This window comes from Priestia aryabhattai B8W22 (genome assembly GCF_000956595.1).
In the GTDB taxonomy this organism is placed as follows: domain Bacteria; phylum Bacillota; class Bacilli; order Bacillales; family Bacillaceae_H; genus Priestia; species Priestia aryabhattai.
Genome location: NZ_JYOO01000004.1, coordinates 31,935 through 46,734, shown reverse-complemented (window position 1 = coordinate 46,734; position 14,800 = coordinate 31,935). Strand labels below are relative to the sequence as shown.

At 39.4% G+C, this 14,800-nt stretch carries 14 protein-coding genes and 1 other RNA gene; 9 read left to right on the top strand and 6 right to left on the bottom strand.

Translation table 11 applies throughout. From position 1 onward, the window contains the following. Window positions 1-99: 99 nt before the first annotated feature. Window positions 100-1,680 carry a histidine kinase N-terminal 7TM domain-containing diguanylate cyclase gene (locus N178_RS04230; RefSeq protein WP_045290733.1) on the bottom strand — a complete coding sequence of 527 codons (1,581 nt, stop codon included), beginning with the start codon at window positions 1,678-1,680 and terminating at the stop codon, window positions 100-102. 301 nt (window positions 1,681-1,981) lie between these two features. After that, window positions 1,982-2,800 carry a histidinol-phosphatase gene (locus N178_RS04225; protein ID WP_045290732.1) on the bottom strand — a complete coding sequence of 273 codons (819 nt, stop codon included), beginning with the start codon at window positions 2,798-2,800 and terminating at the stop codon, window positions 1,982-1,984. Window positions 2,801-3,048: 248 nt separating this feature from the next. Between N178_RS04225 and rnpB the strand changes: the two genes are divergently transcribed. From rnpB to N178_RS04210, 3 genes are all read left to right on the top strand, one after another. Next, window positions 3,049-3,437, top strand: an RNA gene (gene rnpB / locus N178_RS25715) — RNase P RNA component class B. 221 nt (window positions 3,438-3,658) lie between these two features. Then, a complete protein-coding gene (locus N178_RS04215) occupies window positions 3,659-4,048 on the top strand; it encodes a VOC family protein (RefSeq protein ID WP_045290728.1) in 390 nt (129 codons plus the stop codon). Window positions 4,049-4,405: 357 nt separating this feature from the next. Beyond that, complete coding sequence (locus tag N178_RS04210) at window positions 4,406-5,290, top strand: LysR family transcriptional regulator (protein WP_045290725.1); 885 nt, start codon at window positions 4,406-4,408, stop codon at window positions 5,288-5,290. 32 nt (window positions 5,291-5,322) lie between these two features. Here the strand turns inward: N178_RS04210 and N178_RS04205 are convergent, their stop codons facing one another. Next, on the bottom strand, window positions 5,323-5,880 hold the full coding sequence (locus tag N178_RS04205) for a MerR family transcriptional regulator (protein WP_045290723.1): 558 nt from the start codon (window positions 5,878-5,880) through the stop codon (window positions 5,323-5,325). 354 nt (window positions 5,881-6,234) lie between these two features. On the opposite strand from N178_RS04205, the gene N178_RS04200 reads away from it, so the two are divergent. Next, window positions 6,235-6,549, top strand: a complete 315-nt coding sequence (locus N178_RS04200; protein WP_045290721.1) for an MGMT family protein — start codon at window positions 6,235-6,237, stop codon at window positions 6,547-6,549. 33 nt (window positions 6,550-6,582) lie between these two features. Here N178_RS04200 and N178_RS04195 read toward each other — a convergent pair whose 3' ends face one another. Continuing rightward, window positions 6,583-7,200 (bottom strand): LysE family translocator, encoded by a 618-nt coding sequence (locus N178_RS04195; RefSeq protein ID WP_045290719.1) that lies wholly within the window; start codon window positions 7,198-7,200, stop codon window positions 6,583-6,585. Between the two features lie 137 nt (window positions 7,201-7,337). Between N178_RS04195 and N178_RS04190 the strand changes: the two genes are divergently transcribed. From N178_RS04190 to N178_RS26885, 5 genes are all read left to right on the top strand, one after another. Further along, window positions 7,338-7,883 (top strand): helix-turn-helix domain-containing protein, encoded by a 546-nt coding sequence (locus N178_RS04190; protein WP_045290717.1) that lies wholly within the window; start codon window positions 7,338-7,340, stop codon window positions 7,881-7,883. A 170-nt stretch (window positions 7,884-8,053) separates the two neighbouring features. Then, on the top strand, window positions 8,054-8,986 hold the full coding sequence (gene bla / locus N178_RS04185; protein WP_045290715.1) for a class A beta-lactamase: 933 nt from the start codon (window positions 8,054-8,056) through the stop codon (window positions 8,984-8,986). Between the two features lie 99 nt (window positions 8,987-9,085). Then, a complete protein-coding gene (locus N178_RS04180) occupies window positions 9,086-9,349 on the top strand; it encodes an excalibur calcium-binding domain-containing protein (protein WP_013084075.1) in 264 nt (87 codons plus the stop codon). Between the two features lie 248 nt (window positions 9,350-9,597). Next, window positions 9,598-10,992, top strand: coding sequence for an NCS1 family transporter (locus N178_RS04175; protein ID WP_045290712.1), 1,395 nt, complete (start codon window positions 9,598-9,600; stop codon window positions 10,990-10,992). Between the two features lie 203 nt (window positions 10,993-11,195). Further along, complete coding sequence (locus N178_RS26885) at window positions 11,196-11,345, top strand: hypothetical protein (protein ID WP_169746651.1); 150 nt, start codon at window positions 11,196-11,198, stop codon at window positions 11,343-11,345. A gap of 76 nt (window positions 11,346-11,421) precedes the next feature. Here the strand turns inward: N178_RS26885 and bglA are convergent, their stop codons facing one another. Beyond that, window positions 11,422-12,861, bottom strand: coding sequence for a 6-phospho-beta-glucosidase BglA (gene bglA, locus N178_RS04170; protein ID WP_045290711.1), 1,440 nt, complete (start codon window positions 12,859-12,861; stop codon window positions 11,422-11,424). A gap of 13 nt (window positions 12,862-12,874) precedes the next feature. Further along, the gene (locus N178_RS04165; RefSeq protein WP_045290710.1) at window positions 12,875-14,758 is read right to left on the bottom strand and encodes a beta-glucoside-specific PTS transporter subunit IIABC; all 1,884 of its coding nucleotides are present in this window, start codon (window positions 14,756-14,758) and stop codon (window positions 12,875-12,877) included. Between the last annotated feature and the right edge of the window lie 42 nt (window positions 14,759-14,800).

The window sequence follows — 14,800 nt, the reverse complement described above, 5'->3', positions numbered from 1 at the left end:
CTGTTTGCAAATCCATAAACAAAATCAAGTCTTTTAGCACTTTTACTTGATAAATGAAAGAATATTAGTCAAAAGCAAAAAGAACCGAAACAATGATGTTCAGGTTCTTTTTAGCATTTCTTTTTTCTCTTCATACAAACGTACTTGATTGCGTCCGTTTTGTTTGGCAGCGTACAGAGCAATATCTGCTTTATTTAAAAGGTCATCCAACGTGTCGTTTTCTTGTTTTGCTGCTTGGGCTACTCCAAGGCTTAGCGTAACAGAAATGGTCTCTTCATTGATCCGTAAGGGCTGAGTCTCAACGTGCCTGCGAAGCTGATTGGCAAGGACCTCAGCTTCTGATGATGTATAGCCCTTTAGCGTGAGTACAAACTCTTCACCGCCGTACCGAGCAAAAAGTGCTCCTTGCGGTAATACGGACTGGCAGGCTTTTACGACATGTACAAGCACCTGATCGCCGGCATAATGACCATACGTGTCGTTCACTTTTTTAAAATAATCAATATCAAGTAAAAGAAGCGTAAAAGAAGCTGCGGACTGTTTTGCTTCTTTGAACGCTTGCTTACTGTACTGAAAAAATGCCCGACGATTATAAATTTGCGTCAGCTCATCGTAATAAGCTTGATTTTCAAGCTTTAGCTGAAGTCTTTTTAGCTCCGTAATATCCGTAAAAATAAGCAGCAAGCCGTGACTATTATTAGCATATTGCAAAGGAGAGGTGCGAACTTGATACGTATACTGAGATTGATCCCAAGAAAAAAGCTGCAGCTCATGACTGCTTTTTGCATTTTCTAATGTAAAAGGAAACGAGCTGCCTGATAATGTTAACCAAATATCAGCAAAACGTTTTCCAAACATCGCTTTTTTCAGCTGAGGAAACATGTTTTTAGACGCTAGGTTAAATTCAATTAGTCTGTAGGATTCATCAAGTACGATAACCCCGTCATTGATACTGTTAAATATCGCATCTTTCGCAACGGGCATGACCGTAAACATACGCGATGAGTTAATGGACCATAGATATAAGAAAGAAGAAACCCATAAAACCATTGGGACTGGATCAATTCCCTGCGGCGTATAGCCCATTAAATAGATAAATGCTGTGACCATGGGGACTAATTGCCCGACCATTAATGAAATTAACTGCAGGCGATAAGCTTTGGCTGTTTCTTTCCAGCGGTAAACGGCGAGCAAAAAAGCAACGAACATAGACGAAAAAATGAACATGCCGTGAATCGTGTACCATGGTCCGATTTCTTGATGAACGTAAGGGGCACCTAGAACGGGATCAATTTCAAACACGCGGTAATGAAGGTGGTGCCAGTCATTTGTTACGACCATAATCAAACTAATAAAGGGAATGATAAAAAGGGCAAAAATATGTTTTTTTCTTACCTTTATGCCGACATACTGCATAACAAACATCAGCCCTGCAGGAGGCGAAAAAGGCATGCCCACGTATTGAATAACGGTCCAAAATTTCATTTCTCCGAGGTTAACGGATAATAAGCTAAACGCCGCACCCATACAATAAATGGTAGTGAAAGCTGTATGAAGAATAAATAAATGCGCAATGTTAGCGTAGTGATGCCGCTTAATAAATACGTAAAAACATAAGTATAGATTAAGAACACCAGACGTACAGATAAGCGTTATATAAGCTGTTAAATCTAAATTCACAATTGTATCCCTCATTAAGAAAGCATTTTTAGTTAAATGTAGCACAATTGAAATGAAATGTAGATATTTTATGTAGGAAATTAGTAGTGTTCGAGATGGTAGAGGGACTATAAGGGTAGGTCAGGACGATGAAAAAATGGTGCCTAAACAACAAGTAATTGAAACGAACTGAGAAAATTTATCTTCAGCTACAAAAGTCAAAGTTTCTCAGTAAAAAAACACATGCCTGAAAATACGCGATGTCCTTCATCTGCGTGTCTTCAGGCATATTTGTATTTACAGTCTATTTAAGTTCACCGTTTTACAAAGGTGTCACCTGCATTTTTTTCTGTCTAAAAAATACCCAATCTGTAAAGCCGATTTCTTTAAGACGCTTTTTTACCAATTCAAAGTCGTCGCCAATACGCTCCGGATCATGAGCATCGGAACCAAATGTAATGTGTACCCCGTAGTGCAGGGCTCTTTCTAAAATAGCGTCTGCAGGATACCAGCCTCCGCAGTCTTTGGTTTTGCCTGATGTATTCACTTCTATAGCAATGTCATGTGCTGAAATTACCTTTAGCGTTTGATCAATTACAGCTGTCTCGATAGAAGAAAAAGAAGGGTAGAATCCTTTCATGGCATCAATATGGCCAAGAATCTGAAACATTCTGCTCCGAGCGGATTCTTCGATCAATTGATAATATTTTTCTTTCGTGCGCTGTTTTTCTTTTTGAGAAAGGCCTTCCCAGCGCGTTTTATGAAAGATGCTGACTTCATCAACTTGATGGACAGAGCCAATTATGTAGTCAAACGGGTATTTTTCATAGTGGCTTTGATATATTTTTGTATACTCTGGAAAGAAATCAGACTCCACGCCTAACAGCACTTCAATTTTTTCTTTATATTCTTCTTTTAGTTTCAAAATCTCAGCTACATATCCGGAGAATGCGCTTTTTCCCATCGCAATATGAGGATACGGCTGATCTTCTTCACTCGCAAAATAAGGCGAATGATCCGAAATCCCAATGATATCAAGGCCTTTATCAATAGACGCCTCTATATAATCTCGAATCGTTCCGCGAGCATGTCCGCATCGGTCGTGATGGGTATGAAAATCAAATTTTAAGTCAGCCTTCATTTTTCATCACCTCTGTCATCTTTTTATGTGGTTTATAGAGTATTCTACAAAGAAACAAAGTATCCCCCTTAGAAATGGATGAAGCGAATATTTCTTGGGCTTACGGATGTTTCATCTACTAAAAAGAGTGTGCAGAAACAAGTTGTTTTATTTAATTTACTGCAAAAATTGACATGGAATTCATTCCAAAAGTTACATTTGATTCGGCAAGCTAAAACGCATATACTACTCATACACGATCTGAAATAACGTTCAGGTAATCGCTGCATCATTTGATGTAGAGGAAAGTCCATGCTCGCACGGTGCTGAGATGCCCGTAGTGTTCGTGCCTAGTGAAAAAATAAGCTAGGGCAGCTTGGCTTATAGCTTAGCTGACGGCGGGAAAAACCACCTAAGTCCTCGGATATGGTCGAGTATCCCTGAAAGTGCCACAGTGACGAAGCTTTGCTGGAAACAGCAAAGGTGGAACGCGGTAAACCCCACGAGCGAGAAACCCAAACAATGGTAGGGGAACTGTCTCTAAGGAATTCAACGGAGAGACGGACGGTTACACGTGTAATCGTAGATAGATGATTACCGCCTGAGTACGAGAGTAAAATCGTTTGCAGTACAAAGGTACAAAACATGGCTTATCGAACGTTGTTGAAACAGAGACTGACTATATAAGATGTAACCAAAACAAACCAATGAGGTTTGTTTTTTTGTTTGCTATTTTTAAAATCATAGCTGACTCATTGTTAGAATGCTTGAATTTTTCTAACCATAGTATGAGGATTCAAGGTATATGTAAATACATATTGCCTAAATTGCTGTATAGTTTACTTATACTTACTAATTATGGGGAAAGGGAGAAGATGGATGATTAAGAAAATGGAACATACAGCAATTATTGTTGGAAATATGGATGAAACGATTCACTACTACTGTGATATGTTTGGCTTCAAAGTTCGCCTTCAAGGCTCTAACGAAAAGAGAGAGATGGCTTTTTTGTATCTTGAAGAACAGCCGGGTATTGAAATTGAGCTCATTCGAGATATTGATCCGATTGGAGAGTATAACAAAAGCGGGATTGTTAACCACCTTGCCTTTACGGTAGAAGATATAAATAAGGCAATTCAACATTATAAGAGCAAAGGAATTGAATTTTTATCATCTGAGCCTCAGCCAACGCTCGAAGGCGGACGTATGATTTTATTTCACGGCCCAAATAAAGAATTGCTGCAGTTAGTAGAACGGGTTAAACTTTAAAACGTCTACTTTAAGGGGTACATACAAGAAAAAATGTGTTTTAGATTCTCAAAAAAGACCTTTCTTTTATGGTGATAGAAAGGTCTTTTTGATGTGCATTTACTACGATATCTTAGTTAGTTTTTTAATAACTTTCCTTACGTTTCATAACAAATCCTTCTTTCTGCTCGAAAATAATGATCAAAAAATTTTATAGGAGCTGTATACGGCAGTCGTCAAGATGAACTAAAAACATCCTCGAGTATGTTTCCAATTTTTATCGTAACACCCGCTATTTATAATGTATAATTCATTATAATCATATTTTTTATACATCTATGTAATGAGTAGAGCCGCTTGATAAGGAGATGGTACAAAATGGAATGGCAGCAGTTTAAATATTTTCAAACGCTAGCACGTACGCAGCATATGACGCGGGCAGCAGAAGAGCTGTTAATTACGCAGCCTGCGCTCAGTCGTTCAATCGCCCGTTTTGAAGAGGAAGTAGGAGCGCCGCTATTTGACCGGCAAGGACGTTCCATTATATTAAATCAATATGGTAAAGTTTTTTTAAAGCGTGTAGATAACATAATGAAAGAATTTGATAAAGGACAAGAGGAAATTCAAGCGCTGCTAGATCCTGAGAAAGGGCAGGTGTCACTTGGGTTTTTACATACGCTCAGCACAGATTTGATTCCAGATTTAATCGCGTCGTTTCGCAGCTTGTATCCTAAGGTGAATTTTCAGCTGAGGCAAAGTCCTTCTCACGTTCTTCTTGAGCAGCTGCAGCTCGGCGAACTGGATCTTTGCTTGATTGCGCCGATGGAAGAGAAATCGTTTATTAAATGGCGTCATCTTTGGAGTGAAGAACTGTTTGTGATTGTGCCAAAAAATCATCGGTACGCTCGCCGTGAAAGTATCGCACTAGAAGAAATTGCTGAAGAATCATTTATTCACTTAAAAGAAGGCTTTTCTCTTCGTCTTACGTTTGAGCAGTTATTTGAAGAGACAGAGGGAAAGCCTCACATTATGTTTGAAGGAGAGGAAGCTGACACCGTAGCGGGACTTGTAGGAGCCGGCTTAGGAATTTCTATCCTTCCAGATTTACACGGAATAGATCAAAGTAAAATAGTGAAAATCCCATTAGCTAAAGCCAACTGTCACCGAGTAATTGGACTAGCATGGATTGAAGGAAGATATCTATCACCGGCTGTTAAACAGTTTAGAAACTTTGTTTTACATAAATTTAATGATCAGAAATAAAGATGTTTCATGGCCTAGGCTTGTTTACAAACTTAGTCCTTTTTTCGTTTGAATAATCGTTTTAAAATCGATCTTTTTTTACCTACTACGCTGCTTTCTTTTGAAGCTTCTACTAATTCTGAAATGGCCTGCTGTTCACGCAAGCTTTTACGCAAAGATTGAATGAGCTGCTTGTCTTTTTCCTGAAGGATTTGTTTTGTATCAGGCTCTTGTTGGGGTGAAGGCTGTACAGGAAGTTCAGAAGGTGTCGGCTGCTGGTCGTCGGCCTCGGGCTGGTCAGCTGCTTCTGCTGTGTTCTCTATGTCCTCTTTGTCTTCGGCTTCTTCTAGAGACACGGCAGCTTGATCCTCGCTTGCAGTCAAAGAGAATTCTTTTTGCAGAGATTCATTAATTTCTTCTGCTTGATAACCCTCATCATAAAGCTGCTTAATTCTCAGTAAAACGGTCGCAGCCGCAGCTTCATATTGTTTTGGTCGATGATCTTCTTTTTGTATAAAGAAATATTGGAATTTATCTATATATCTTCTAATCGTTGAAGTAGGAATATTTGTTTCTTCAGATAACTCTTTTACACTAAGCCATTTTGTCATTTTCTCACCACTTTTTAAATGATTACTTATTCGTCAGCATCAATTTGAAATTGTACTAGTATCTACTGTTTATCTTATCACGTAACGCTTCTAAGTACTTTGCTGTGTTGGTTTCTGTAACGTTTTTATAATCACAGTGTCATAAATGAGGGATAAGCTGGCACTCCCACAAAGATTTGTTAGTTGAAGAATAGGAAATAATCAGCAAACACTTGTCTGAAGTAGATTAAACAATGATGAGTGGACTGCTTATCTATTATCTTATAATGTTGCTGAAGAAAAATCGAGTGATTACTTCACTGTTTATTTAATATGGTAAGGTTGTACTAAAGAAGAAACGAAAGGAGGAGCGACTTGAGTTTTACAGAACGAGCAGTAGCACTTATTAAACAAATACCATCCGGGAAAGTAATGACATACGGACAAATTGCCGGCTTAGCGGGTAGTCCGCGAGGTGCAAGGCAAGTTGTACGAGTACTGCACTCGATGAGTAAAAAACATAATCTCCCCTGGCACCGAGTCATTAATTCCAAAGGAGAAATTGGATTTAAAGATGAAGAAATGCACCTTGTTCAAAAACTTTCCCTTGAAGCGGAAGGAATAATCGTTTCTTCGGAAGGAAGACTTGATCTTAAAGTCTATCTCTATGAACCTGACGTGTATAAATAACAAAAAAGCTACCTGAAACAGATAGCTTTTTTGTTATTTATGTTTTTCAAAAGCGAGCTTTAATCCAAACCCGATTAACACGACGCCTGTTGCTTTATCCATAAAGCGCTGAACGCTAGGTGTTGTAAGCCATTTCCGTAAATAGTTAATAAAAAAGACGAATACGAAAAACCACGTGATAGCAAGGACCGTATACGTTATGCCCATCAGAAGTAATTGCAGCGTTACGTTTTGATCACTTTGAACAAATTGAGGTAAAAAAGTTAAGAAAAACACGGCCACTTTTGGATTCAGAACGTTTGAGACAAGACCTTGACGAAAAGCAGACGTTTCTTTTGACTGCTCCTCTTTTACAGAAGAAGGTATATCGCTTTTTTTAGAAAAGAAAGCAGAGGTTCCTAAATACATTAAGTAAAGGGCTCCTGCATATTTTACGATTTCAAATGCCAGAGCTGACTGAAGCAGAAGAGCCGATAAGCCAAACGTAGCGGCGAGTGTATGAACTAAAGAGCCGCTGGCTAACCCCAATGCCATTTTATAGCCGCCGGTTTGTCCATCTGCCATCGTTCGTTTGGTAATAAGAGCAGTATCAATACCAGGACTCATAATCACAAATAATGTAAGAACTAAAAAGGTCAAGATGTCATTCATTTTTTTCTTCCTCCTTACTGTGATAGTATTAAATTATAATTTATTTATTAAATATAATTTAACATAAGTAACGCCATTTATTAAGTTTAATTTAATAAAATTAAATGCAATTAAACATCTTTTACGGAGGAATCATCATGGAAAACATAGATATTGGAAAAAAAGTAGAGAAATTTCGAAAAGAAAAGGGGCTAAGCAGTCGAGAATTAGCAAAATTAGCGGACATCACGCCATCTATGTTAAGTCAAATTGAACGGGGATTAGCTAACCCGTCCATTTCAACGCTTAAACTTTTAGCAAAAAGCCTCGATGTGCCTACCTTCAGCTTTTTGCTCGAAGAAATAAACACATCTCATTTAGTCGTAAGGTCGAATGAGCGTAAAACAATGAAGGTAAAAGAGCTAACGTATTCGCTGTTATCACCCGATTTCACAGGGAATCTAGCTACGGCAATTATGGAAGTACCATCGATGATGGCTTCATCAGAAACTCCTTTAGCACATAAAGGAGAGGAAGTGGCATACGTCTTAGAGGGGAAAATTAAAGTGTATTTGGAAGAGGAAGTATATGTGCTAGAAAAAGGAGATAGTGTCAAAATCCCTTCGCATCTGAATCATAAATGGGAGAATACGTTTGAAGAGAAAGCCGTTATTTTATTTTCCGTTACGCCGCCTGTTTTTTAAAGTACTTACGGTTTTTATACTGCTCACCTTCAGTGTGAGACACTTTTATTATATAAATGTGATAAAACTATCATGTTTGTAAGAGTAAACAATTGATAAAATAGCATTGTTGGTAATCTCTACCTGAGAGAATACATACTAAATACTTTTTTGAAAGGTGTTGAAGGGTAATGAAGACATGGAAAAAGATGTTTCGCACTTCAAAGCTCCAAAAAATGCTGCCTGTATTCGCTCTTTCGTGCGCGGCGGTTGTAGGCTTTTCAAGCAGCGAGGTACATGCTGAAACGGTAAAATGTCAAAGACAAGAAACTAAAAGTGATCGACAGTTTGCTAAGCTTGAAGACAAATATGATGCGAATCTTGGTGTTTTTGCATTAGATACGGGTACAAATAAAACGGTCACGTATCATCCGGACGAGCGTTTTGCTTATGCGTCTACTCATAAGGCTCTCGCTGTCGGTGCACTTTTACAGCAGAAGTCAATTGAAGATCTCAACGAGCGAATCTTTTATACGCGCGATGACCTTGTGAACTACAATCCAATTACAGAAAAACATGTTGGTACAGGCATGACTCTTCGAGAACTCGCGGATGCATCGCTTCGCTACAGCGACAATACGGCAGGGAACTTAATTCTGCAGCAGCTGGGCGGACCGGACGGATTTAAAGAAGCTTTAGAAAAAATAGGGGACAATGTAACGCTGCCTGAACGGTTTGAACCGGATTTAAATGAAGTGAATCCAGGAGAAACCCACGATACAAGTACACCAAGAGCACTCGCTACAAGTCTTCAAACGTATGTACTTGGACAGGCACTTCCTGCAGAAAAGCGTGAACTTCTAACGGATTGGATGAAGCGAAATACAACAGGGGATGCGTTAATACGAGCGGGCGTGCCGAAAAGCTGGGAAGTAGCCGATAAGACAGGCGCAGGCTCATATGCAACGCGAAATGATATTGCCATCCTTTGGCCGCCAAACGGAGATCCAATTGTTCTTGCAATCCTTTCCGATCGTACGGAAAAAGATGCGGAGTATAATGATAAACTAATTGCAGAAGCGGCTAAACAAGCGGTCAAGACTCTTAAAGTTACTCATAAATAAAAAATTGGATAATAGTAGTTTGAATGTAAAAAAATATTGGAAAGATTGATAGAACATTCTATTATTAATTAGACAAAATATAGGAAGGAAGTATCTGTTATGAAAAAGATTTTTCCAATTGTTCTATCTTTCGGTTTATTAACAAGCGTATCTTTTAGCACAGCTTCAAACGTAGATGCGGCAGCTAAGTCTTACAAAAACTGCACGGAATTAAACAAAGACTATAAAGGCGGCGTAGCTCGTGCGGCTAATGTAAAAAATAAAGGCGGCAAAACAAAGTACAAGCCGTACGTATCAAAATCACTGTATGATGCCAATACAAAGCTAGATCGAGATAAAGACTATATTGCCTGTGAAAAATAAATACTAGCTGACTCATCCAAGCGCTTACAATAAGCGCTTGGATTTTTTATTATCATCAACTCTTGTACGTTACCGGCTCAAGTTTCCATAACAATTAGTCAAATCGCACAAAATAATATCAGAAAATTCACATAAATAATGATGAACTTGCGTTGGAATTCGTATACACTATGTACATGTTAAGTTAACTAACATTAGATGTCATGTTTGAAAGTAAAAACATCATAAAAAAAGGAGTTGAATGTATAGTGTCTACAAACGCAACAAGTTCCGTTATAGAAGAGGTGTATGCTTATCAAGATAGTGGTCTTGATCCGTCACTAAAGCCAAAAGCGGAAAGTGATCGAAAGCTAACTCCGATATCTTATATGTTTATGTGGATTGGAGACGGCGTTAATTTAGGAAATATGACGCTTGGAGCGAGCTTAGTAGTAGCAGGTACTGCGGTATTAAATCTTTTTCAAACGTTTGTGGCAGCGATTATTGCCATTGGTATTATTTCTACTTTTTTTGTATTAAACGACCGAATTGGCTATAAGACGGGCATACCGTATGTGATGCAGCTTCGAATGTCTTTTGGAATAAAAGGATGCGTTATCTCGTCTCTTTTACGAGGCATTCCAGCGATCGTTTGGTATGGTTTCCAAAGCTGGACAGGCGGTACGGCTTTAAACGAAATTGGGAAAATTGTGAGCAAAGGGTCTTTTGACAATCTTGTTCTTTGCTTCATTATCATTCAGCTGCTGCAAATTGTGCTTTCGCTGTACAGCTTCCACGCGGTTAAATGGGTAGAGATGCTTGCGTCGATCATTATATTGCTTGGCCTTGTTTATGTATTTGGTGTTCTTTTAACTTCTCATAGTGAGGTAGTAGGAGAGAAGTGGGTACATACTAAAGGTTCATGGGGACTTCCGTTCTTTTCTTTTATTATGATGTTTATGGGTAATTATGCGGCGATTTTTCTAAGCGCAGCCGATTACTCTAGAGAACTGAAACCAGGAATTAGCGACAAAAAGCGCGGATTTTTATATTTTACACCGATTCTAATAGCCTACGGATTTGTTCTTACAATTGGTGCCATGCTTGCTTCTGCTACGGGGATTTCCAACCCTGTCAAAGCGTTCGCGGTTGTAGTGGATAATTCATATATCACCGTCGCTGTATCGGCTTTTATTGTGATTGGCGTTATTGCCGTAAACATGGTGGCGAATATTATTCCGCCTACGTATGTGATTACGCTGCTGACAAAAGCAAACTATAAAGTAGCGGTTACGATTACCGGACTGCTTGCTTTCTGTTCATTCCCTTGGGTGCTTGTTCAAGATTCGTCAGCTGCAGGTCTTGGGCTGTTCATTTTAATTTACTCTGCTTTTTTAGGGCCGATTGTTTCTATTTTACTAGTCGATTACTATATTTTACGAAAACAAAGAGTAAACGTAGAAGAATTGTATCAAGAAAAAGGGCCGTTCTCCGGCTACAATCCGTGCGCCATGCTTGCGATGCTCATCGGTGCAGGTGCTGCGTTTATCGAAGTTGATTTAGGCTGGATTATAGGAGTAGTAGTCGCAGGAATCTCTTATATTCTTTTGACGAAATTTACTTTTAAACATTCAAAATTTAAAAAAGGAACCATCTTTGAATAATAACCTTCCATCGATAAAAGCCTTTGCTTGCCACAAAGGCTTTTTGTTTGTCTTTCAGCACGTCAGATTAAATCTCTTTGTCTAGTTTCCTAAAAAGTGGGTAAAGTAAAGAAGAGTAAAAAGTTACTTCTATTATGAGTTGCTTTTAACAGGAGCGCATCTAATGTATCGCATCAATCATAGCTTAAAGGAGAGGGCAGAGTATGTATGAATTTAGAGTGTATACTCTTCGAGATGGAAGCGAAAAGATAATTAAAACGCTGAAACATGAATCGTTTGCTGATGAAATTCAACGAGCGGGAATTAAACAAACAGAAATTGCGCAAACACAGCTAGTAGATAGACCGAGATAAGAAATTTGCATTTATTCTTACACTAAAAAAGATGGGTTCCTGTGTCTTTACGCAGGAGCCCATCTTTTCTAATTTTTTATAGTTCTTCACCGTTTGTTTTAATTACATGTTTATACCAGTTAAAGGAATCTTTTTTATAGCGCTCCATCGATCCGTTTCCTTCGTTGTCACGGTCGACATAAATCATGCCGTATCGCTTTTTCATTTCGCCTGTTGTAAAGGAAACAATATCAATAATTCCCCACGGCGTGTAGCCCATTAAATCAACGCCATCGTACGTCACGGCTTTTTCTAACGCTTCGATGTGCGATTTTAAATATTCAATTCGCGATGCGTCATGAATAGAACCGTCTTCTTCAACCGTATCAATGGCGCCAAATCCGTTTTCTACAATGAATAGCGGAATTTGATAGCGGTCGTAGAAGCGATTTAACGTATAGCGCAAGCCCGTTGGATCAATCGACCAGCCCCAATCGCTTGATTTGATATAAGGGTTTGCTACGCCGTTTGGCAATCCGCCGTTTACGATATCGCCCGTGTTGTCAGCTTCAACGTCACTTTTAACAGTTGTTGACATGTAATAGCTGAAGCCTAAATAATCCACTTTTCCATTTCGTAAAATTTCTTCATCGCCTTCTTCAAACGGAATATGATAGCCTTCTCGTTCGAATTCTTTTAACGCATAGCTTGGGTAATAGCCGCGAACTTGAACGTCAGGGAAGAAGTAGCGCTGTCTCATTGTTTCTTCGGCTAACATCACATCTTCAGGATTTGAAGAATAAGGATAAATTGGCACGTGTGACACCATCGCTCCAATTTGGAAATTTGGATTGATTTCTTTTCCTTTTGATACGGCAAGAGCACTTGCTAAAAGTTCGTGATGTCCCGCTTGATACATCACTTCTTTTGCATTTTCACCAGGCTTTACAGAAACGCCTGAGTTCGTCCATAGAAAAAGAGGGTTGTTTACGTCCATTTTGTTGTTAATTTCATTAAACGTCATCCAGTACGTCACTTTGTCTTTATAGCGGTCGAAACAAACTTCAGCGAACTTCACAAAGCAATCTACCGTTTTTCGGCTTCTAAATCCGCCGTATTCTCGAGCTAAATGCAGGGGCATTTCAAAGTGAGACAGCGTAATAACCGGTTCAATTCCATGCTTTAACAGTTCATCAAATACATCGTCGTAGAATTTTAGTCCTTCTTCGTTTGGCTCAGCTTCATCGCCTTTAGGGAAAATACGGCTCCAGCCAATCGACGTACGCAAACATTTTAAGCCCATTTCTGCAAACAGTGCGATATCTTCTTTGTAGCGGTGATAAAAATCAATTGCTTCGTGATTTGGATAAAATTTATCTTCTTCCACTGTTTCAGTGATTTGTCGCGCTACACCGTGTGCACCAGCAGTCATAACGTCTACTACGCTTGGTCCTTTTCCGCCTTGGTTCCATCCACCTTCAAATTGATGAGCTGCTAATGCGCCGCCCCATAAAAAATTCTTTGGCATCTTTGTCATTGTTAGTTCCTCCTTATTTCACTACGGTAAATAATGTTTGATGTAGCCCGCTATTTTCAATATCTTCAACAATCACTTCTCGATAAGCGCTTGAATTGGTGATAATAACCGGCGTGATCGTTTGTAATCCCTGTGTTTCAATAAATTCTTTATCAAATTCAATCAGTAAATCGCCTTTTTTAAACTTTACACCGTCTTCCACATGCAGCGTAAACGGCTTGCCGTCTAACGTAACGGTATCTAATCCAATATGAACAAGTAATTCAACGCCGTATTCTGATCGAAGACCGATGGCGTGCTTTGTTGGTGCTACCATAACAACCGTTCCGTCAAAAGGTGCATAAAGCTTATTATCTGAAGGATCAATCGCTAATCCTTCTCCCATCGCACCTGAGCTGAATACTTCGTCCGGTACCCTAGAAAGAGGAATGACTTTTCCGCTAAACGGTGCGCTGATCGTTTCTTCATTTTCGTTCGGGTTGCTGACGGCTACTTCGTTTAAAGGAGCAGTAGCTGCTTCTTTTGCTGCATCTTCTCCGTAACCAAACACTTGAATAAGCACAACGGGAAGAATAATCGCAATGGCACATCCAATTAAAATTCCCCAAATCGACATCGGATAGTCTTGACTGATACCGTTTACAACAGTCAGCGGGCCCGGTAATCCTGCGTAAGCAAAGTAATAAGGGTGAAAGAAGCTTGCTACAACAGCACCAACAGCACCTGAAATGCATCCAAAGATAAACGGCTTTTTAAAACGTAAGTTCACGCCGTAAATGGCCGGTTCTGTAATACCAAATAGCCCTGTTATCCCGGCTGATACGCTCACTTTGCGTGCTTCTTGGCTTTTTGCTTTTAAAATAACCCCAAGTACCGCTCCAACTTGAGCCACTACGGCAATTGTTTGATACGCTTGAAATGAATCTCTGCCGTTTAAGTCAAAGTTAGCAAGTACCATCGGCGTAATTCCCCAGTGTACCCCGAAGATAACAACAATTTGCCAGAACCCTCCAATGATTGCTCCAGCTAAAGCAGGTACGTTTTCAGCTAAAAAGTTATAGCCGTGAGCGATTCCGTTAGCACCCATCGTAGTAACAGGACCAATAAGTAAAATTGTTACTGGAACCATAATTACCATACATAAAAATGGGACAAACAGCGGTCTAACGACTTCATGAATGCTCTTATTTAGGAACCTTTCAAGATAAGACAAAATCCATACTAAAAATAAAGGCGGTAAAACAGAAGAAGTATAGACCGTTTCCGATAGAGAAAGACCTAAAAACGTAATGCTGCTTCCGTCGGCAATTTTGGCTGCCATTTCTGCCCATGTTGGACTGACTAATGCGGCACAGCACGCCACTGCGATGTAGGTGTTGGTTTTAAAATGCTTGGATGCTGTAATGGCAATAAAAATAGGTAAAAAAACAAATGGTGCCCATGAAATGAAGCTTAATACTTGATACGTGCCTGTTTTTGCAAAGCTGCCAGAGACTAAATTAATTAAAATTAACGAGCCCTGCAAAATTCCTGCTGCTGCCAAGATGTATACAAACGGCGCAAACACAGCAGACATTGTAGCAATCACGCGATTTAAGATTGTCCCTTTATTTTCAGTTTGCTCCTCTGTGGTATCCAAGTTTACTAAACTAGCAAACTCTTCATAAACGTCTCCCACATGTTGCCCAATAACAACTTGAAACTGTCCGCTGTTTTCAACCACCGTAATGACACCTGGCATAGAAGACACCGTGCGTTTGGCTTCTGGCTTGGAACGTTTTAACACAATTCGCAGCCTCGTAGCGCAGCGTGTAGCGCTTACAATATTTTCTTCGCCGCCCACCGCATCTAAAATGTCTGCCGCAAGCTTGTGATAATCTCTAATTTTACCTCCCATACGTTTAACCCCCTTGTTGAGTATACGCTTTCAGTATAATTG